This window comes from Candidatus Foliamicus sp. (assembly GCF_965221325.1).
Lineage (GTDB): Bacteria > Pseudomonadota > Gammaproteobacteria > Steroidobacterales > Foliamicaceae > Foliamicus.
Window position 1 is genome coordinate 1,620,056 of record NZ_OZ244880.1, and the last position, 19,166, is coordinate 1,639,221.

The following is a 19,166-nucleotide window of genomic DNA, read 5'->3' on the forward strand; positions in this document are numbered from 1 at the left end:
AGGCGCCGGAGAAATCCTACCGGCCGCTGAAGTCGCGCCATACGGCCACGGTCGCGCACAGCCAGGCCGCGGCAAGCGACATTCCTCCGAAGGGAGTCCAGGCCGCCAAGTCGGGACCGCCGAGTATCTTGAGATAGATCGAAGCGGAGAACAGCACGATGCCGGCGATCAGCAGCCAGCCGGTCAGTTTGTAAAACAAGCTCTCCGGCTGCTGGCGCAAAAGCCCCGCTACGACCAGCAAACCAAGCGCGTGGGCGCCGTGCAGCCGGTTGGCCCAGTCCCAGGCGCGCACCTCGTCCAGCGCAGCGCCCGCCTCATAGAGACCGTGTTCTCCGTAAGCTCCCAGGAAAACCGATGCCGCCAGCAGCAGCGTACCCAAAACCGCGAATATCAAATGCATAGCGACCTCCCTCTATGCGGAGCTTTGCTCCAGTTCAACCAGCACCCCGAAGCAATCCTTAGGATGCAGGAATAATACCGGCAAGCCATGCGCCCCGATGCGCGGTTCGCCGTCGCCAAGAATTCGCACGCCGCGTTCGCGTAAGCGGTCGCGGGCGGCCAGAATGTCGTCCACCTCGCAACAGATGTGGTGCATTCCGCCTTCGGGCTTGCGGCGCAGAAAGGCCGCCACCGGCGAATCCTCGCCCAGCGGTTCGAGTAGTTCCAGAGCGCTGTTGGGAAGGCGGACAAACACGGTGGTTACACCGTGTTCCGGCAGTGCCTTGGGGGCGGACACCTTGGCGCCCAGCACATCGCGGTAGAAGGCGGTGGCTTTTTCCAGGTCCGGCGTGGCCAGAGCTACGTGGTTCAGACGCCCGAGATCGCCGGACGCCGTTCGCCGCTGCGCCGGCGCCGTCTCGCCAACCTCGGCTCGCGCTGGCGGCTTGGCGTCTGCCGCGCTGGTGGGCGAAGACTCCTTTGCGCCGGTCTTGGCGCCCGCCTCGGCCGCATTCGCGCTTCCGGCAGCCGCGCCTTGGACACGGGATTCCGCCAGCCCGACAATTTTCTCCGCCAGCTCACTCACTCCTGTTCCTTCCAGAGCCGAGCAACAGACAACCATTTCGCCGCGCTGCGCGTCGGGAATCGAGCGGGCATAGTCGGCAGCCGTGGAGTTGGCCAGTTTGCTCAGCTCGCCGTCGGCCTTGTTGACCACAATCAGATCCGCCAGTTCGCGCACCCCCCGCTTCATGCCCTGCAGCTCATCGCCGCCACCGGGCGCAAGCACCAGCACCAGCAGATCCACAAGATCGGCAACATCGGTATCGGCCTGTCCGGCACCGGCGGTTTCCAGCAGCAGGAAATCGAATGGGCCGCAGGCCAGTACCGCAATGGTCTGCCGAGTGCTTGCGCTCAGCGCTCCCGAGCCGGAGCCCGTCGGCGACGGCCGGATAAAAACACCCGCCTTTCGAGACAGCTCCGCCATGCGCGTCTTGTCGCCGAGTATCGAACCGCCGGTGCGCGACGAAGTGGGATCAATCGCCAGAACCCCAACGCGCCGGCCCGAGTCAACCAAACGCAGGCCCAGTTGTTCAATCAGCGTGGACTTACCCACCCCCGGAGAACCGGTGATGCCGATGCACGCGGCGCGCCGCCCTTGCGAACCCAATTGCGCAAGCAATTCTTCGGCAGCAGCACGATCCGCTTCGCGCGCCGATTCCACCAAGGTCAGCGCCCGCGCCAAGCTGCGGCGGTTGCCGGCAGCAACGCCTTGCGCCAAGCCTTGCAGGTCCTGGTTCATTCGTAGTGAAGAATGACCTGGTTGGCCTGCAGATTGTCGCCCTGCTTCACCTCGATACGCATGACCTTGCCGTCCTGCGGCGAGCGAAGGCTATTTTCCATCTTCATGGCTTCGATCACGGCTAATTCCTCGCCTGCCTTGACGGTCTGGCCCTCCTCGACGCGCAGCCTTACGAGCACCCCCGGCATCGGCGCAAGCAACGCACCAACGCCGGACTTTCTGGGCCGCGCGGCCATGCGCCGTTTCAGCCGGGCAGCTCGCGGCGGCAAAAGAGTAAAGCGCCGCTGCCAGCCGGCATGACTCACGATCAAGTCGAGGCCGTCACGCTGCAACCGGAAACTCATTGCTTCGTGATCCTTGGGCTTTTCGCCTGGACGTCGCACTTCGCAGCGCGCCACGGGCTCGAACGGCCGCCAGCCGCTGCTCAGCGCGTAGATTTTGCGGCCAAAACGCACGCGCAGCAGGCCGTCAGCGCTCCACTTGCGCGCCAGTTCTTGTTCCTTGCCGCTGGAAATAGCCACCGCCTTGGTCCATTCCCGCGGAAAGCTCCGCGCACAGCGATCCTCAGCCAGAACAGCAACGGTAGCCAGCAACTCGGCCGTTTCACGCGGACAATCCGCTTCGGGGTCGAAGCCGTCCGGATATTCCTCGGTGATGAAGGCGGTAGATAGATCACCGGCAATGAAACGGGGCCGCCTGGCCAAGGACGCCAGGAACAGGAGGTTGGTAGCGGGGCCGGACACCGCAAATTCGTCGAGAGCGCGCGCCAGCCGCGCTGCCGCCTCATCACGTGTACCGCCGAACACAATCAGCTTGGCGATCAGCGAATCGTAATAGACCGAAGCCTCGTCGCCCTCTTCCACGCCCGCATCCAGACGCACGGCGGCGGCGCCCGAACATTCCGCATTCGGGTCCATGACGGCCGGCATGGAATGCGTCTCGGCGGCGGGAGGACGCCAAACGCCGAGCCGTCCCGCGGATGGCAGAAAGCCCCGCTGCGGATCCTCCGCGCAGATACGCGCTTCCATCGACCAGCCGTTCAGACGCACATCGTCCTGCCCGAAATCCAGCGCCTCCCCGGCAGCTATGCGCAGCATCCATTGCACCAGGTCCACGCCGGCAACCCACTCGGTCACCGGATGTTCCACCTGCAGCCGGGTGTTCATTTCCAGGAGATGAAAGTTCCGCTCGGCGTCCACCACAAATTCCACCGTTCCGGCGGAGCGATATTGGATGGCCTTGGCGAGCGACACCGAAGCTTCGCCCATGGCCGCGCGCAATTCGGGCGTCACGAACGGCGAAGGAGCCTCTTCGATAACTTTCTGGTGGCGCCGCTGAATCGAGCATTCGCGCTCGCCGAGATAGACGGCATTGCCGTGCCCATCGGCCAGTATCTGCACTTCGATATGGCGCGGGCGTTCCACGTATTTCTCCACGAAAACACGCCCGTCGCCGAATGCCGCTTGCGCCTCACGCACCGCCTGCTCAAAGCCTTCGCGGCATTCGGCCTCGCTGCGAGCGATCCGCATACCCCGCCCCCCGCCTCCGGCCTGCGCCTTGAGCAGCACCGGGTAACCGATCGATGCAGCGGCCTCGGCAGCGGCCTCGGCGCTATCGAGAGCCTCGGGGCGGCCCGGAATCGTCGGAACGCCGGCGGCGGTGGCGATCCGCTTGGCCTCCAGCTTGTCGCCCATGAGCCTGATGGCTTCGGACGGAGGCCCCACAAAGGCGATGCCTGCCTTCTCCACGGCGGCAGCAAAAGCAGCATTCTCCGACAAAAAACCGTATCCGGGATGCACCGCATCGGCGCCGCTCTCCCGACATGCAGCAATGATCTTTTCCTGGTCAAGGTAGCTCTCGACAGCGGTAAGGCCACCGATGCAGACTGCCTCATCGGCAGTGCGCACATGCAAGGCTTCCGCATCCGCATCCGAATACACAGCCACGCTGCGAATACCGAGCGCGCGCGCCCCATTCATGATGCGGCAGGCGATCTCCCCCCGATTAGCGATCAGCAGCTTCTTCATTTCACCCCGAACCCAAGATCACAACCTGATGCCCAAGCCTTACTTGTCCCCTTCCTGCAGAGGGTATGCGAGCCGCGATGGCAAAGCCGAGCCTCACCTTGACACCCAAGCCTCGCTTGTCCCCTTCCTGCAAGGGGTATGCGAGCCGCGATGGCAAAGCCGAGCCTCACCCCGACACCCAAGCCTCGCTTGTCCCCTTCCTGCAGGGGATATGCGAGCCGCGATGGCAAAGCCGAGCCTCACCCCGACACCCAAGCCTCGCTTGTCCCCTTCCTGACGGGGGTATGCGAGCCATGGATGGCGAAGCCAAGCCTCATGGATGAGTTCATGCGTCCCCCGTCAGGAAGGGGACAAGCGAGGCAAGGAAGCACACCGAGCACAACAAACAAAGCTCCTTTCAGGGAATAAACAAGCCCTAAAGCGGGATGTTGCCATGCTTGCGCCAAGGATCACGGATGCGCTTGTTGCGCAGCATGGCGAACGCGCGGCACAGTCGCGCCCGCGTGACACGCGGTTCGATCACGTCGTCGATATAGCCCCGCCCCGCCGCCACATAAGGATGCGCGAACTTGCGCCGGTATTCCTCGGTGCGCGCGGCAATCTTGTCTGCATCGCCGAGGTCCTGGCGGAAAATGATTTCGACCGCGCCCTGCGGCCCCATTACCGCGATTTCGGCGCTGGGCCAAGCCAGATTCACGTCGCCACGAAGGTGCTTGGACGACATCACGTCGTAAGCCCCGCCGTAAGCCTTGCGGGTGATGACCGTAACCTTGGGGACGGTGGCTTCCGCGTAGGCGTAGAGCAGCTTGGCGCCATGCCGGATAATGCCGCCGTATTCCTGCTGGGAACCCGGCATGAATCCCGGCACATCCACCAGCGTAAGCAGCGGAATCGAAAAAGCATCGCAAAACCGCGCGAATCGCGCGCCTTTTACCGAAGCCTCGATATCGAGGCAGCCTGCCAGCACCGCAGGCTGGTTCGCCACCACGCCCACCGTTTCGCCGCCAAGCCGCGCAAACCCGGTCACGATGTTGCGCGCGTAATCCGGCTGCATCTCGAAGAACTCGCCTTCGTCGGCGGTCTTGTAGATCAGCTCCTTGATGTCGTACGGCTTGGCCGGGTCGGCGGGAACCAGACTGTTAAGCGAAGGCTCTTCCCGGTCTTCGGGATCGTCGGTGGGCCGCGGCGGGACGCGCTCACGATTGCTGGACGGTAAGTAGCCCATGAGTAAGCGCGCCATGCGCAACGCTTCCACATCGTCGTCAAACGCCCGGTCGGCTACCCCCGAACGAGTGCTGTGGGTGTCGGCGCCGCCCAGCGCTTCGGCGCTGATTTCCTCGGCCGTTACGGTCTTCACCACGTCGGGGCCGGTCACGAACATGTACGAAGTGCCACGCACCATGAAGATGAAATCGGTGATGGCCGGCGAATAGACAGCACCGCCCGCGCAAGGCCCCATCACCAGCGAGAGCTGCGGCACCACGCCGGAAGCCAGCACGTTGCGCTGAAACACTTCGGCATAGCCGCCCAGCGAAGACACCCCTTCCTGGATGCGCGCGCCACCAGAATCGTTCAGGCCGATCACCGGCGCGCCCACTTTCATGGCCTGATCCATGACCTTGCAGATCTTGCGGGCATTGGTCTCCGAGAGCGATCCGCCAAACACCGTGAAATCCTGGCTGAATACGAACACCAGCCGTCCGTTGATCCGCCCGTGCCCCGAAATGACGCCATCGCCCGGAATGCGCTGGCCATCCATGCCGAAGTCGCTGCAGCGATGCTCGACGAAAGCGTCCCATTCCTCGAAACTGTCGGCGTCCAGCAATACTTCCAGGCGTTCCCGCGCCGTGAGTTTGCCCCTGTCGTGCTGCCGCTTTACGCGCGCTTCGCCACCGCCGGCGCGCGAGGCGGCGCGCAATTCCTCAAGGCGTTCGAGCATCTTGGCGCGTTCGCTCATTCCTGGTCTCCTTCCAGCAAGGACAACATGTCGCCTGCAGCGGCAGCAATGTTGGAACCCGGCTCGAAAATCAGCGCCACGCCGGCCTCAAGTAAAGCCTCGCGGTCCTGCTTGGGGATGATGCCGCCAAGCACCACGCGCACATCGCCGGCGCCCTCGGCTCTCAGCGCTTCGATCATCCGCGGCGCCAGCTCGCGGTGACCCGCGGCAAGCGAGGATATTCCCACCAGGTGCACATCGTTCTCCACCGCTTGGCGGGCCACTTCTTCGGGCGTCTGAAACAGCGGCCCGATGTCCACATCGAAGCCCAGGTCCGCAAGCGCCGTAGCCACCACGCGCGCGCCACGATCGTGCCCATCCTGGCCGAGCTTGGCGACCAGGATGCGTGGACGGCGCCCTTCCCGCTGGCCGAACTCGCGCACCCGCTGCTGCAAGGCAGCGAATTCGGGGTCGCCCTCGTAGGCGCCCGCATAGACACCGCTCACCATCTGCGACACCGCCCGGTGGCGCCCGAATACCTGTTCCAGCGCCAGCGATATTTCGCCCACCGTGGCCCGGCTGCGTGCCGCCTGCAGCGCCGGCTCGACCAGGTTGACGCCATCCTGCGCGGCGGCGTTGCCGAGTGCCTCCAGCGACGCGCGGCAGGCTGCTTCGTCGCGCTGCGCGCGCACTTCGGCGATACGCCGCAACTGGCTCTCGCGCACTTTGCGATTATCGATATCAAGCAACTCCACCTCGGCCTCTTGGGCAACCTGGTAGCGGTTGACCCCCACCACCACATCCTCGCCGCGTTCGACCCGCGCCTGCCGCCGGGCCGCGGCTTCCTCAATGCGCAGCTTGGGAACGCCCGCTTCTATAGCGCGCGTCATGCCGCCGAGGTCCTCCACTTCACGGATCAGTTCGCGGGCGCCTGCCGCCAGCGAGGCAGTCAGGCTTTCCACATAGTACGAACCTCCCAGGGGATCGGCAACACGGGTCACGCCGGTCTCCTCGCGAAGAACCAGTTGCGTATTGCGCGCGATATGCGCCGAATGATCGGTGGGCAGGGCCAGCGCCTCGTCGAAGCTGTTGGTGTGTAACGACTGCGTACCGCCAAGAACCGCCGCCAGCGCCTCGACCGTGGTGCGAATGATGTTGTTGTGGGGGTCCTGGCTGGTGAGGCTGACCCCGGAAGTCTGGCAATGCGCGCGCAGCATCAGCGAGCGCGGATTGCGCGGTGCAAACTGCTCCGTGAGCAATTCCGACCACAACAGGCGGGCAGCGCGCAGCTTGGCGGCTTCCATGAAGAAATTCATGCCGATGCCGAAGAAGAAACTCAGGCGCGGGGCGAAATCGTCCACATCCAGGCCGGCGGCGATGGCCGCGCGCGCGTATTCGATGCCGTCGGCCAAGGTGTAGCCCAATTCCTGCACCGCGGTGGCGCCCGCTTCGAGCATGTGATAGCCGGATATGGAAATGGGATTGAAGCGCGGCATGTTGCGGGAGCTGAAGGCGATGATGTCGCCCACGATCCGCATCGACGCAGCCGGGGGATAGATGTAGGTGTTGCGGACCATGAACTCCTTGAGAATGTCGTTCTGCATGGTCCCGGAGAGCTGCTCGACCTTGGCGCCCTGTTCCTCGGCCGCCACCAGGTACATGGCCATGACCGGCAGCACCGCGCCGTTCATGGTCATCGACACCGACATGCGTTCAAGCGAGATGCCGTCGAACAGCCGGCGCATATCCTCCACGGTGTCGATCGCCACGCCGGCCTTCCCCACATCGCCCAGCGCGCGCTGGTGATCGGAGTCGTAGCCGCGGTGGGTGGGCAGATCGAAGGCCACGCTCAAGCCGGTCTGGCCGGCGGCGATGTTGCGTTTGTAGAACGCATTGGACTCTTCGGCGGTCGAAAAACCCGCGTACTGACGCACGGTCCAGGGCCTGCCCGCATACATCGTGGCGCGCGGACCGCGCACATATGGCGGCGCTCCGGGCAGCGCATGAACGTGTTTGAGCGCCTCAAGGTCCGCCGCGGTGTAGAGCGGCTTCACCGGAATGCCCTCCGGCGTATCCCAGATCAGGCTGGCAGCGCTTGCGCCCCGCAGCTCTTTTTCCGCGACAGTCGTCCACTCGGAAGGCAAGTCGGGGCGCGGTGTGTTTGTTTCACCCATCTCAATCGGCAAGTAAAGAGGTGTCGAATTTGCGAAAAGAAGGCAGTATATCCGCCATGCGATTTGCAATCATCGGCGTGGGCGGCGTGGGCGGCAGCCTTGGATCGGCTCTGTTGCGAGCGGGCCACGATGTTTTGTTCGTGGCCCGGGACGCAACCGCAAGAGTGCTGAAGCAGCGGGGACTTGCCGTCCGACACGCGCCCGCGCTGCCGACCGCCGGCCGACAAGGCGATCCTGCATCGCCCGACTCCGCATCCCGACCTGCGGCGTCCAACAGTGATTGCTTATTTCAGCGCGAAATCAACGTAGTTTCGGAGTCGGCGGGCCAACCTCCCGCCGAAGCGGCACTGCTATGCGTGAAGCGCTACGACCTCGTTGACGCCATCGAGACACACTCCGCATGGCTGGCCTCCTGCGGCAGCGTGGTTACGCTGCAGAACGGTCTCGACGCACCGCAAGCCGCAGCCCGCCTGCTTCCCGCCGGAAAAGTGGTGGGCGCAACCGTGCAGGTGGTCGCCAAGCTGCTCGAACCCGGAGTGATCTTGCGCGAAGGCGACACGCTGCACGTAAACCTGGCCGAACCCGCCGGCGAAATTACTCCGAGGTTGACACGGCTGCACGAGGCATTGGCTGCTTCGGACATCACGGCCGAAGTCCACCGCCACCTGGAAACCATGCTGTGGCTGAAATTCCTTATGGTCGCTTGCTCCAGTTCCATAAACGTGGCGCTGCGCAGTGGTTTCGACGCGATGGCGAGCAACCCGGCCATGCCGTGGCTGCTGGAGATTGCATTGCAGGAAGCGCTGGCCGTGGCGCGCGCACACGCTATTCGGTTACCGGACGACATCGAAGCGCAAACACGCACCACCTTGAAGAACGTGTTCGCCTCCGGCGGCAAGGCCTCGCTACTTACCGATCTGGAACGCGGCAACCCCCTGGAACTCGAATGGCTGTCCGGCGCCATCCACCGCATGGGCAAACAAACCGGCGTGCCCACCCCCCTGCACACCGCCATCCACCGCGAATTGCTCCCCCTAGCCGCCGGCCAGCCCTCCCGCCGCCCTCAACCGAGCGCCTGAACCCGACCGCCACCAGATTTCACGCTCGAAATCCCTGCGGACGCCCGCCGCTTTGGATCAGGAGTTGTTCAAATGCTGATGGCGAGCGGATGGGCACGGGGAATTCCGGTGCGAGTGCCAGCAAGTCGGCGTCGCTTGTCACGAGCACATCGGAGCGGCCCGCAAGCGCCAGCTCCAGGAACGGGCGATCGAATGGGTCCCGGCATGGAGGCGCTTCGGGAGGTGGGTTTGGTATGGCGACGGTTTCGCAGAACGGCAAGTAATCGTCAAGCAAATCGCGCTGCTCGCCGACAGTCAGCGCAAATTTGGGATAAGCGAGGACGCGGATCAATTCCGCCGTAGTCGCGCGGCTCACAAGCGGCAGGATGCGGCCCGAGCGCCAGGCATCGCGCATCCAGGACAACGCGCCGGTAGGGAACACAAGCGCCGAGACCAGGACACTTGTGTCCAGGACCGCCCGGATAGGCGTCACTCGCTCGACCGGGCCCACGCAACCGCGTCGGCCACGTCGCGTTCCGATATTCCAAGCTCGGCAAGCTTTGCTCGTACACCATCTGCGCGGTTGAGCCGCACAGGCGTCAACACGATGCGGCCGTTCTCCGTGGTCACATCGAAATATTCCGTGGTTTCCACGGCAGCGGTAACCGCCTTCGGCAGAGTAAGCTGATTCTTGGAAGTCAGTTTTGCAAGCATTGCGAGCTCCAGAGAACTAGGTAATAGTAAGGATATGCTATTTCCTTACTAAGAGACTTGCAAGGAATCAACTTGACCGCTTGGATTATGGGAGGCGTGTCCATGCTTGGATTGCCCTCCCGGCGCATCAGGGATTGAGGAGGGCCAGAAGTTCTTCTCGGCTTAGGGTGTCGTGGTCATCTTCGACGAATCGCTCGATATCTGAAGATACTTCCTTCCAACGGACTTCCGCGATGCGGGACGCCACATGCGCGCGCCAGGTATCGCGGGTCAGAGGCGATCCACCGGCGCCGGCCTGCTCAAGTCCGTTGTTCAGCATGTCGAGGTTCGGTTCAGGCCAGTCGCGGCGCCCCAGGTACCAGGCAAGATCGTAGAAATCCCGGCCCTTGGCCCATTGGCGATTCAGCACGGCCAGCAACTTGCCCGCCAACAGCGAGCCCCTGTCGTGATGGTGCAGCCGCAAGCTAACGTGCCGGTTCACACGGCTCGTTTGAGTGACGGCGCCCACCGGCGGGTTGACGTCGATTTCCACCCGGATCATCAGGGTCTCGCTCGGATGTGGCGAGACCTCAAGCTCATGCAAAAGGCCGGGAAACTTCAGCCGCACACTGTGAACCGCGGTCCGCCGCCGGATAACGTGCTCAATGGCATACGTTTCACGTTCGAACTGCCGCGCAACCGCCATGACCCAGCGGTCCGGGTCGAAATGCACACGTGGCCCCTCCAGCGAAAAGTCGAGATCTTCGGAATAGCGCCGCATGTAGTAGAGAAACCGCAGGGCCGTTCCCCCCACGAAGGCCAGCGAGGACATGGCGCCGGCACGCATCAGTTCCTCAAGGATGCGGGCCTGCAGGTATTCGCGCACGGCATTGCGGCCGTGCTGAGGAACGGTGTTACGGACGAGATGGTGGAGATACCCTTTCACGCCGCGTCACTGAACTCTTGCGCCGCATCCGCAACGATTCGCGCAAACCGCAACAGTTTGGGCTTGCGCGAAGCTTTCGCCAGCGCAAGCAGACACTGCGCATCAAGCATTTCGTAGTTCAGCCGCATTTCTTCAACCCAGCGAGGATCATCGGCAGTGACCGTGAGGTAGGCCAGGTCCAGCAGCGCTTTTTCCGGGGTTGCCAGCAGCGCGCGTTGATGGCGAGCCAGTGCGACCTGACGGTAGCCTGAAATGGTTGGCGTGGAAAGACTGAGCATCTCGGGGCGAAGGTGCTGAAAAATATAACGCCCAAGAGGCGTGGCGCGCTTATGTGGGCGCCCTGGTCCGCAACTCGTGGTAGCCGCCACATGCTCAGGAATGACGCCGGCAAATGCCAGGGCCGAGTGTGTCGATACATATGAACCCGGCGCCAGGCGGTTGGCGATCACGAACGGATCGGGAATAACCTTGCGATAGGGGGGCGCCAGGGCGTACAGGCCGCGCCGGAGTTGATGCAGACGCCCTGCCTGCGTCCACCGGCTGAGTTGCGCCGGCAAGCCCGAATCTGCTGGCCGTCCCGACATCAACCAGCCGGTCTCGAATACCGGCTCGTCTTCGACAATTCTCAGCAACTCCTCATATTTCATGCGCGCAGAATATCATCTTACGCAACTTTATGCCATATATTTGAGATCGGCCGCAGCTTTCAGGGCGATTCGGGAAAACGCAGCGCAACCACTCCCGCACCGGCTCGGCGGGGTTGCCGGTACACTTCGAGGATCGGGGCAAGCGTGGCGAGGAATGAGAAAGCTGTCGTATTGGGGGGAGAACCTGAGACTGGTGGCGGTCCTGCTTGCGGTTTGGTTCTCTATTTCCTTCGGCTGCGGCGTATTGCTGGCGGATTTTCTCAATCAGTTCACGCTGGGCGGCTTCAAACTCGGCTTCTGGTTCGCGCAACAGGGCAGCATGTACGGCTTCCTGGTGCTCATCTTCGTTTACGTGCTGATGATGAACCGTATCGACCGCAAGCACGGCGTCAGGGAAGAATGATGAGCCTCAAGACGCTCACCTACCTCGTGGTAGGGCTTTCCTTCGCGCTCTACATCGGCATCGCTTTCTGGTCCAAGGCGCGCACAACGGGCGACTTCTACGTGGCCGGCAAGCATGTGCATCCGGTGGCCAACGGCATGGCCACGGCGGCCGACTGGATGTCGGCGGCTTCGTTCATTTCGATGGCCGGGCTGATCGCCTTCATGGGCTACGACAGCTCCGTTTACCTGATGGGCTGGACCGGCGGCTATGTGCTGCTGGCGCTGTTGCTGGCGCCGTATCTGCGGCGCTTCGGAAAGTACACGGTGCCGGAGTTCATCGGCGAGCGCTACTTCTCCGACGCCGCGCGCGTGGTGGCGGTGATCTGCCTGATCGTCATCTCGTTTACCTACGTAGCGGGGCAGATGCGCGGCGTAGGCATCGTGTTCTCGCGTTTCTTGAACGTGGATATTAGCGTGGGGCTGGCCGTTGGCATGGGCGTGGTGTTCCTGTATGCGGTTCTGGGCGGAATGAAGGGCATCACCTACACGCAGGTGGCGCAATACTGCGTGCTGATCTTCGCCTACACGGTTCCGGCCGCTTTCATTTCGCTGCAGGCGACGGGCATTGCCCTGCCCCAGGCGGCTTTCGGCGGAGAATTGCTCGACGGCAGCGGACGTTTGCTGGAAACGCTGGACCGGATCGTGACCGATCTCGGATTTACCGCCTTCACCGACGGCTCGAAAAGCACGGTGGACATCTTTTTCATCACGCTGGCGCTGATGATCGGTACCGCCGGGCTGCCGCACGTGCTGGTGCGATTCTTCACCGTGCCCAAGGTGCGCCATGCGCGTGCTTCGGCTGGCTATGCGCTGCTGTTCATCGCCATTCTCTACACCACGGCGCCGGCAGTGGGCGCATTGGCGCGGCTGAACCTCACGGCAACGATTCAGACCGGTCCGGTATTCGAGCCGGACGCAAATCTACGCTACGCGGACCGCCCCGGCTGGTTCCGCACCTGGGAAGAAACCGGGCTGTTGCGTTTCGACGACAAGAACGGCGACGGCCGCATTCAGTATTACAACGACGCCAACCCCGAGTTCGCCGCGCGCGCCGAGGCCGAGGGCTGGCGCGGCAATGAACTGGCGGTGGACCGCGACATCATCGTGCTCGCCAACCCGGAGATTGCGCGGTTGCCCAATTGGGTGATCGCCCTGGTGGCAGCCGGAGGAATCGCCGCGGCGCTGTCCACGGCGGCGGGACTTCTGCTGGTGATTTCAGCCGCTGTCTCACGAGACCTTATCAAGAGCGTCCTGGCGCGCAACATCTCGGACCGCGCCGAACTGCGCGCCGGGCGAATAAGCGCAGGCGTGGCGGTGCTGCTGGCCGGCTACCTGGGATTCAATCCGCCGGGCTTCGTGGCCGAAGTCGTGGCCCTGGCCTTCGGGCTGGCCGCGGCCTCGCTGTTCCCCGCCATCCTGCTGGGCATACTGTCGCTGCGCGTCAACAAGCAAGGCGCGATTGCCGGAATGCTCTCGGGTCTGGCCTTCACCATGGGCTACATCATCTACTTCAAGGGTGTGTTCGTGGAGCCGTTCGCCGCCAATGCACCGGAGAACTGGCTGTTCGGCATATCGCCCGAGGGTATCGGCGCGCTGGGCGCCGTAATCAACCTCTGCGTTACGCTGGCCGTCAGCGCGCTCACTCCGGCGCCGCCGGAATCTGCGCGGGCGCTGGTGCGCCGTATCCGAGTGCCTTCGGGCAGCGGTTAGTCGGCCTGTTGGTCCGGGATCGCGGCGGCTACCACTTCCAGTCGAACATCAGCCACGCCTTGGTGGTGTCGGTGGCATACGCATCGGCCGAATAGCGAGCTATCTTGAACAGCAGCGAAAGGTTGTCGCGCGGCTTGTAGCTGACTGCCAGACCCAGTTCCTGTCCATAGTCGGCTCCCCCCGAATCGGCCTGGAAGTCGTGAAACACGCCGGTCACGGTGGCCCCGGCCAGATTGCCTGACACGCTGATCCACGTGTCCCGAACACCGGTGACCGGCGCAATGAGAAACTTGTCGGTCCAACCCTGGAACTTGTGCAGCGTGGCGGTAGGAAAACGGAACTGGGCGATCCCATCATCGCTTCCGATCACCTCATAAGCGGCAGTCACGCCGATCCCCCCAAGCTTGAAGTCGCCCTGCAGCAGGTAATGCATGGCGTCGTAGGACACCGGGTTGTCGCCGTGGTCGCTCTGGCCGGACAGCATGGCCGTGAGGGTGAGCGGATTGAAGGAACCCACGTATTCGAGGCCGTAGGTCACGTTCGCATTGGCGGGTCCGTTGGCGTTCTCCAGATCCCAAAGATAGGCGTAGCCTGCCAGCTTATGGCCGGCAGCGGCATCGAAAGATGCCCGGAAAGCATGCGAATTGCCGTACCAGTCGCCCGGTTGCGCCCCGTCGCCAGGACCGAATAACCGGTTTATGTTGTGAATGTAGGCATAGTCGAGGTTCAGCCGGCCGGCCGAAGTCTGCACCCGCAGGCCGTCGTAGGTCTGCTCGTTCTGGCGGAAGGCCACGCCCCCCTGGAAACGCTGCGTGCCGTGATTGATACGCTGCCGGCCCAGCGTTAATGCAAAACCGTCCTGTTTGAATTTGACGAAGGCCTGGTTCAGATCGAAGCCTTCGGGATCGGCCACCACCGGATACGCGGTCTTGCCGTTGGTGGTCGAGTTGAAGTCTTCGATCCCCAGGATCAGCGCATAATCGGTCTCAACACCGAAGCTCATGCCATCCGATTCCGCCGAATTCCAGGTCAGGCGCGCGCGTGCCGTCGATGCGAGCGCGTCCTCGTTTATGCCGTCTTGAGAAACCGACTCCAGGCGATACCGAAATCCGAGCGAAGTCGTGCCACCGGCAACCGCTTCGCCGATGTCCATAGCTTGCCCTGACGAAGCAAAGCAAGCAGCGAATAACGCCAGCGCGCCCGCCAGCTTGACCAGAGGCGCCATGAGCGCTGTCTGAACCCGCGGCCCAGGGCGCGTTGCGGCTTGTTTGGAATGTGCGGCCCGCATGTGTCACCAGCAGACTTGGGACATTGGCCACATAGTTTACTGTCAATCGCTCTTGCTTGCGGTCCGGCGGCGACAAGGAAGGTTGCCGCGCCGCGTTTCGGTGCGGATAATGCCGCGCAACTATCAAAAAACAGGACACGAAGAATGCAGATTCCTGAAAAAGGCGAAAAAATCACCCAGAACGGCACGGGCATCAACGTGCCAAACCACCCCATCATCCCATTCATACGCGGCGACGGCACAGGACCGGACATCTGGCGCGCCACGGTGCGCGTGCTGGATGCGGCGGTCGCGGCGGCCTACGGCGGACAGCGGCAGCTTATGTGGCTGGAAGTCCATGCGGGCGAAGCGGCGTTCCGGAAATTCAACTCGTGGTTGCCCGACGAAACCATCGACGCCATCCGCGAATACCGGGTGGCCATCAAGGGCCCGCTTACCACGCCGGTAGGCGGCGGCATTCGTTCCCTGAACGTGGCCATACGGCAGATTCTCGATCTCTACGTGTGCCAGCGCCCGGTGCGATGGTTCAAGGGGGTGCCGTCGCCGGTGCGTGATCCCTGGGCGGTGAACATGGTGATTTTTCGCGAAAACACCGAGGACATCTACGCTGGCGCCGAATTCGAAGAGGGGCAGGAGGACACGCAGCGCTTCCTGGATCTGATGCGGGCGAACTTTCCCGAGCGCTATAAGAAGATTCGGTTCCCGGACACCTCCGGCATCGGCCTCAAGCCCGTGTCACGCGAAGGCTCCGAACGCCTGTTCCGGGCCGCACTGGAGTACGCCCTGGCGCAAAACCGGCGCAGCGTGACGCTGGTTCACAAGGGCAACATCATGAAATTCACCGAAGGCGCTTTCCGCAGTTGGGCCTACGACCTGGCCGAAAGCGAATACGGCGACCGCTGCTACACGTGGCAGCAGTGGGAACGCACCCGCGACGACCAGGGCGAACCGGCTGCCAATGCCGAGCAGAAAGCCGCCCTCGACGGCGGAGCGTTGCTGGTGAAGGACGTGATCGCCGACATTTGCCTGCAGCAGGTGCTGACGCGGGCAGGCGAATTTGACGTTATCGCAACCACCAACCTAAACGGCGACTACCTTTCCGACGCGCTGGCCGCGCAAGTGGGCGGCATTGGCATCGCGCCCGGAGGCAACATCAATAGCGATACGGGCCATGCCGTGTTCGAGGCCACGCATGGCACCGCGCCCAAGTATGCGGACAAGGACGTAGTCAATCCCGGGTCGCTGATTCTGTCCGGCGAGATGATGCTGCGCCACCTGGGCTGGAACGAGGCGGCGGACAAGATTATCGAGGCCATGAACACGGTGATCGCTGAACGCACCGTCACCTACGACTTCCACCGGCTGATGGACGGGGCCACAAAGGTCAAGTGCAGCGAGTTCGGTGACCTGCTGATTGCCCGTATGCAGGCCTGATCAAGCACAGGGAAGTGCTATGCTTTTGGGGCGCCTTGTAGCGCGATTTTCGGCTTTGTGGAGGAGATAGAGCATGAACCGCTGGAATTTGGGAATCCCGGCACTGTGCGCCTGCGCGGCGATTGCCGCCGGCATGGCTTTCGCGCAGGAGATGGAGCATGGCGAGATGGACCATGACGGCATGGACCATGGCGAGATGCAGCACGAAGGCATGGACCACGACGGCATGGACCACGGCCAGATGGGTCATTCCAAGCATCACAACATCACCCAGGAGGAGTACGACATCCTGCGAGCCAAGGTGCTTCCCTACCGCTATTACACCAATGAGCAGATCATGGAAAACATGATGGGTATGCCGCCCACCCACGAGCGCTACATCAGCGCTCCCGACCTCAAGGGCGAACTGGGCATCATCGTTCTCACGCATGGCGCCTTCGAGCCGGGCGATACCTACTTTGCGAACTCGCTCACCGGGCTGGCCAGACAGCATCCGGTGGCCGTCGGCTACGGAATGGCGATGATGAACGGCAATCACATCCAATCGGCGATCAATCAGTTGGAAGAGGCGGGCGCGCAACAAATCGTTGTAGTTCCCGGCGCGCTGTCGGCCAACGGCACGGTTTACGAGCAGTGGTCCTATTACCTGGGCGAACGCGAGGAAGCCGCTTACCTGCCGGCCCCGCGGGTTACCTCGAACGTACCGATGAGCCTTGCCCCGCCGCTGGCCATGCATCCCATGGCGGCGGAGATGCTGCTGGATCACGCCCTGGAAATCAGCACCAACCCGGACAAGGAATTCGTTTTGATCCTCGGTCACGGGCCTGCCGAGCCGCAGGCCAACGAAATTGACCTGGAAATAGTCCAGAAACACGCCGAGAGCGTCAAAGCCGGGGGTGGCTTTGCCGAAGTGAAGGCATACAACTTCCAGGACGACTCGCCACCGGAAATCCGCGCCGCCAACGTCCGGACCATGCGCGGCTGGATAGAGGAAGCCAACGCCGCCGGGCTGGATGTGCTCATGGTCGGCTACCTGCTGTCCACGCGCGGCATCCAGCACAAGATCCCTGTGGATTTCGCCGGGTTGGAGTTCACCTTCAACGAAAAAGGCTTGTCCGCCCACCCGAACTTCCCGAAGTGGGTCGAGAACAACGCGCTGGAAACCGCCGGCATGCTCTGAATTCCAGGCGACGGTTTCGCTTGGCGCCGTTCCGCAAACGCGCGATCGGCTGCGGCTGCGCTGTATAGAATAAGCGCATGAACAACTCCGTAGCCGGAATACTCTTTGGCAATCTGGCGCTGGTGCTGGGCATCATGCTGGCGCTGTGGTTGCTGAGCCTGCGCCTGCGCGACAGCAGCATCGTGGACCTGTTCTGGGGGCTGGGATTTGCAGTCGTCGCGGTCGCCACGCTATGGCGCACCGGCGGCGTTGCGCCGCGCGCTTTCCTGCTGACACTGCTCACCACGCTCTGGTCGCTGCGCTATAGCTGGCACTTGTGGCGGCGCAACATCGGCCATGGCGAAGACTACCGCTACGCCACTATGCGCAAGAAAACCGAAGACAGCGGCCGCTCCTGGAACTTCCGCAGCCTCTATGTAGTGTTCCTGCTGCAGGGTTTCATTTTGTGGCTGGTGTCGCTGCCGGTTCAGCTCGGACAGCTCTACCAGGAGCCGGTCACGCTCGGCTGGCCGGTCGTCGCTGGTCTGGCTCTGTGGCTTACGGGCGTGCTTTTCGAGAGCGTGGGCGACATGCAATTGAAGCGTTTCCGTGCCGATCCGAATAATCGCGGCAAGGTCCTGGACACCGGTCTTTGGCGCTACACCCGTCATCCCAACTACTTCGGCAATGCCTGCCTGTGGTGGGGTATCTGGTTATGCGCAGCGGAAGTTGACGCAGCGCTGTGGGCCTTTTTCAGCCCAGCGCTGATGACTTGGGCGCTGCTCAAGTTCTCCGGAGTGCCGATCCTGGAGAGGCACTTGGCCGCCACCCGTCCCGGCTACGAGGACTACATGCGCCGCACCAGTATGTTCTTTCCGCTGCCGCCGAAGAAAGCTGGCTGACCGTGCTCGGCAAGCGCGCCAAGCGCGAAGAACAGGGGCTGAATCTTTCATTCCTTGACGTGGTGTGCTGCGGCTTCGGCGCCGTAATCCTGCTGCTGGTCATCACCAAGATTCAGGAGCCCGTCATCATCGAACGCAGCCGTGATGAGCTGGAAGGGCTGATCCTGCTGCTGGAGCGGGAATTGTTCGAGATACGCGGCGAAACCGCAGTTCTGAAGCGCGATCTTGAGCCGCTGCGGGCGGATACGTCAGAGAGTGTGCGCCGCGTGGAACTCACCCGGCGTGAGGTGGACGAAGCCGAAGAGCGTTATTTCGCCGCCCGCGACGCGGCGCAGGAAGGCAGCGACGAGGCCGGCAATCTACTGGCCGCGCGCCAATCGCTCACGGAGGAAATGGAACGCCTGCTGGCGGACTACCGCCCTCCCCCCAACGATACTACGGTGGGCGGAATACCGGTGGACAGCGAATACATCATCTTCGCTATCGACACCTCGGGCAGCATGCAGCAAAACGCTTGGCCTGCAGTCCAAAGGGTGGTGTCGGAAACGCTGAGGGTGTACCCAACGGTCAAGGGTATTCAGGTAATAAACGACGAAGGACAGTACCTTTTCTCGTCGTTCGCGCGCAGGTGGATTCCAGACACGGCAACGCGGCGCCAATCCATTGTGCGCGCGATCGCCAATTGGCAGGCGTATTCGGATTCCAACCCGGCCGAAGGTATCGTTGAAGCCATCAGCGCCTTCTACGACCCATCGATCAAGGTCAGTATTTACGTGCTTGGAGACGATTTTTCCCAGGGCTCGGCCGAAGCCTTGGTCCGCTACGTAGCTCGAATCAACGAGACCGACCGCTTCGGCAATTGTCTGGTACGAATCCACGCGGTGGGTTTCCCCGTGCAGCTCTACGGTGGGGCTGTCGGGCAATTCAACCGCTTTGCCAACCTGATGCGCGTGCTGAGTCAGCGCAATTGCGGCACCTTCGTAGCACTCCCCTCGCTAACTTAGCCCGTT

General features: G+C 62.8%; 17 protein-coding genes. 7 read left to right on the top strand and 10 right to left on the bottom strand.

Going from position 1 to position 19,166, the window contains the following annotated elements; translation table 11 throughout:
- Positions 1-16 precede the first annotated feature (16 nt).
- The 5 genes from ACWCOO_RS07110 to scpA form a co-directional block, all read right to left on the bottom strand.
- A complete protein-coding gene (locus ACWCOO_RS07110; protein WP_446830303.1) occupies positions 17-400 on the bottom strand; it encodes a DUF423 domain-containing protein in 384 nt (127 codons plus the stop codon).
- Between the two features lie 12 nt (positions 401-412).
- Entirely contained in the window at positions 413-1,738 is a 1,326-nt protein-coding gene (gene mce / locus ACWCOO_RS07115; RefSeq protein ID WP_446830304.1) for a methylmalonyl-CoA epimerase, read from the bottom strand.
- Positions 1,735-3,765, bottom strand: a complete 2,031-nt coding sequence (locus ACWCOO_RS07120) for an ATP-binding protein (protein ID WP_446830305.1) — start codon at positions 3,763-3,765, stop codon at positions 1,735-1,737. The genes mce and ACWCOO_RS07120 overlap by 4 nt, the downstream gene beginning before the upstream one ends.
- 415 nt (positions 3,766-4,180) lie before the next feature.
- Positions 4,181-5,722 carry an acyl-CoA carboxylase subunit beta gene (locus ACWCOO_RS07125; RefSeq protein WP_446830306.1) on the bottom strand — a complete coding sequence of 514 codons (1,542 nt, stop codon included), beginning with the start codon at positions 5,720-5,722 and terminating at the stop codon, positions 4,181-4,183.
- A complete protein-coding gene (gene scpA / locus ACWCOO_RS07130; protein WP_446830307.1) occupies positions 5,719-7,875 on the bottom strand; it encodes a methylmalonyl-CoA mutase in 2,157 nt (718 codons plus the stop codon). The genes ACWCOO_RS07125 and scpA overlap by 4 nt, the downstream gene beginning before the upstream one ends.
- Positions 7,876-7,931: 56 nt before the next feature.
- Between scpA and ACWCOO_RS07135 the strand changes: the two genes are divergently transcribed.
- Positions 7,932-8,954, top strand: coding sequence for a ketopantoate reductase family protein (locus tag ACWCOO_RS07135; protein WP_446830308.1), 1,023 nt, complete (start codon positions 7,932-7,934; stop codon positions 8,952-8,954).
- A gap of 19 nt (positions 8,955-8,973) precedes the next feature.
- On the opposite strand, the gene ACWCOO_RS07140 is transcribed toward ACWCOO_RS07135, so the two are convergent.
- The 4 genes from ACWCOO_RS07140 to ACWCOO_RS07155 all read right to left on the bottom strand — a co-directional run bounded on the left by ACWCOO_RS07140 (position 8,974) and on the right by ACWCOO_RS07155 (position 11,219).
- Positions 8,974-9,426, bottom strand: coding sequence for a putative toxin-antitoxin system toxin component, PIN family (locus ACWCOO_RS07140; RefSeq protein ID WP_446830309.1), 453 nt, complete (start codon positions 9,424-9,426; stop codon positions 8,974-8,976).
- A complete protein-coding gene (locus ACWCOO_RS07145) occupies positions 9,423-9,647 on the bottom strand; it encodes an AbrB/MazE/SpoVT family DNA-binding domain-containing protein (protein WP_446830310.1) in 225 nt (74 codons plus the stop codon). Before ACWCOO_RS07145 ends, ACWCOO_RS07140 begins: the two co-directional genes overlap by 4 nt.
- 127 nt (positions 9,648-9,774) lie before the next feature.
- On the bottom strand, positions 9,775-10,572 hold the full coding sequence (locus ACWCOO_RS07150) for a nucleotidyl transferase AbiEii/AbiGii toxin family protein (RefSeq protein WP_446830311.1): 798 nt from the start codon (positions 10,570-10,572) through the stop codon (positions 9,775-9,777).
- Positions 10,569-11,219 (bottom strand): type IV toxin-antitoxin system AbiEi family antitoxin domain-containing protein, encoded by a 651-nt coding sequence (locus ACWCOO_RS07155; protein ID WP_446830312.1) that lies wholly within the window; start codon positions 11,217-11,219, stop codon positions 10,569-10,571. Before ACWCOO_RS07155 ends, ACWCOO_RS07150 begins: the two co-directional genes overlap by 4 nt.
- Positions 11,220-11,373: 154 nt before the next feature.
- Here ACWCOO_RS07155 and ACWCOO_RS07160 point away from each other — a divergent pair, with 154 nt between their 5' ends.
- Both ACWCOO_RS07160 and ACWCOO_RS07165 read left to right on the top strand, forming a co-directional pair.
- Positions 11,374-11,622 carry a DUF4212 domain-containing protein gene (locus ACWCOO_RS07160; protein ID WP_446830313.1) on the top strand — a complete coding sequence of 83 codons (249 nt, stop codon included), beginning with the start codon at positions 11,374-11,376 and terminating at the stop codon, positions 11,620-11,622.
- On the top strand, positions 11,622-13,373 hold the full coding sequence (locus ACWCOO_RS07165) for a sodium:solute symporter family protein (protein WP_446832014.1): 1,752 nt from the start codon (positions 11,622-11,624) through the stop codon (positions 13,371-13,373). Before ACWCOO_RS07160 ends, ACWCOO_RS07165 begins: the two co-directional genes overlap by 1 nt.
- Positions 13,374-13,401: 28 nt before the next feature.
- Here the strand turns inward: ACWCOO_RS07165 and ACWCOO_RS07170 are convergent, their stop codons facing one another.
- A complete protein-coding gene (locus tag ACWCOO_RS07170) occupies positions 13,402-14,598 on the bottom strand; it encodes an alginate export family protein (protein ID WP_446830314.1) in 1,197 nt (398 codons plus the stop codon).
- Between the two features lie 207 nt (positions 14,599-14,805).
- Here ACWCOO_RS07170 and icd point away from each other — a divergent pair, with 207 nt between their 5' ends.
- From icd to ACWCOO_RS07190, 4 genes are all read left to right on the top strand, one after another.
- The gene (gene icd / locus ACWCOO_RS07175; RefSeq protein WP_446830315.1) at positions 14,806-16,095 is read left to right on the top strand and encodes an NADP-dependent isocitrate dehydrogenase; all 1,290 of its coding nucleotides are present in this window, start codon (positions 14,806-14,808) and stop codon (positions 16,093-16,095) included.
- A gap of 73 nt (positions 16,096-16,168) precedes the next feature.
- Positions 16,169-17,275, top strand: a complete 1,107-nt coding sequence (locus ACWCOO_RS07180; RefSeq protein ID WP_446830316.1) for a sirohydrochlorin chelatase — start codon at positions 16,169-16,171, stop codon at positions 17,273-17,275.
- Positions 17,276-17,352: 77 nt separating this feature from the next.
- Positions 17,353-18,156 carry a DUF1295 domain-containing protein gene (locus ACWCOO_RS07185; RefSeq protein ID WP_446830317.1) on the top strand — a complete coding sequence of 268 codons (804 nt, stop codon included), beginning with the start codon at positions 17,353-17,355 and terminating at the stop codon, positions 18,154-18,156.
- Positions 18,157-18,158: 2 nt separating this feature from the next.
- The gene (locus ACWCOO_RS07190; protein ID WP_446830318.1) at positions 18,159-19,160 is read left to right on the top strand and encodes a vWA domain-containing protein; all 1,002 of its coding nucleotides are present in this window, start codon (positions 18,159-18,161) and stop codon (positions 19,158-19,160) included.
- Positions 19,161-19,166: the final 6 nt, after the last annotated feature.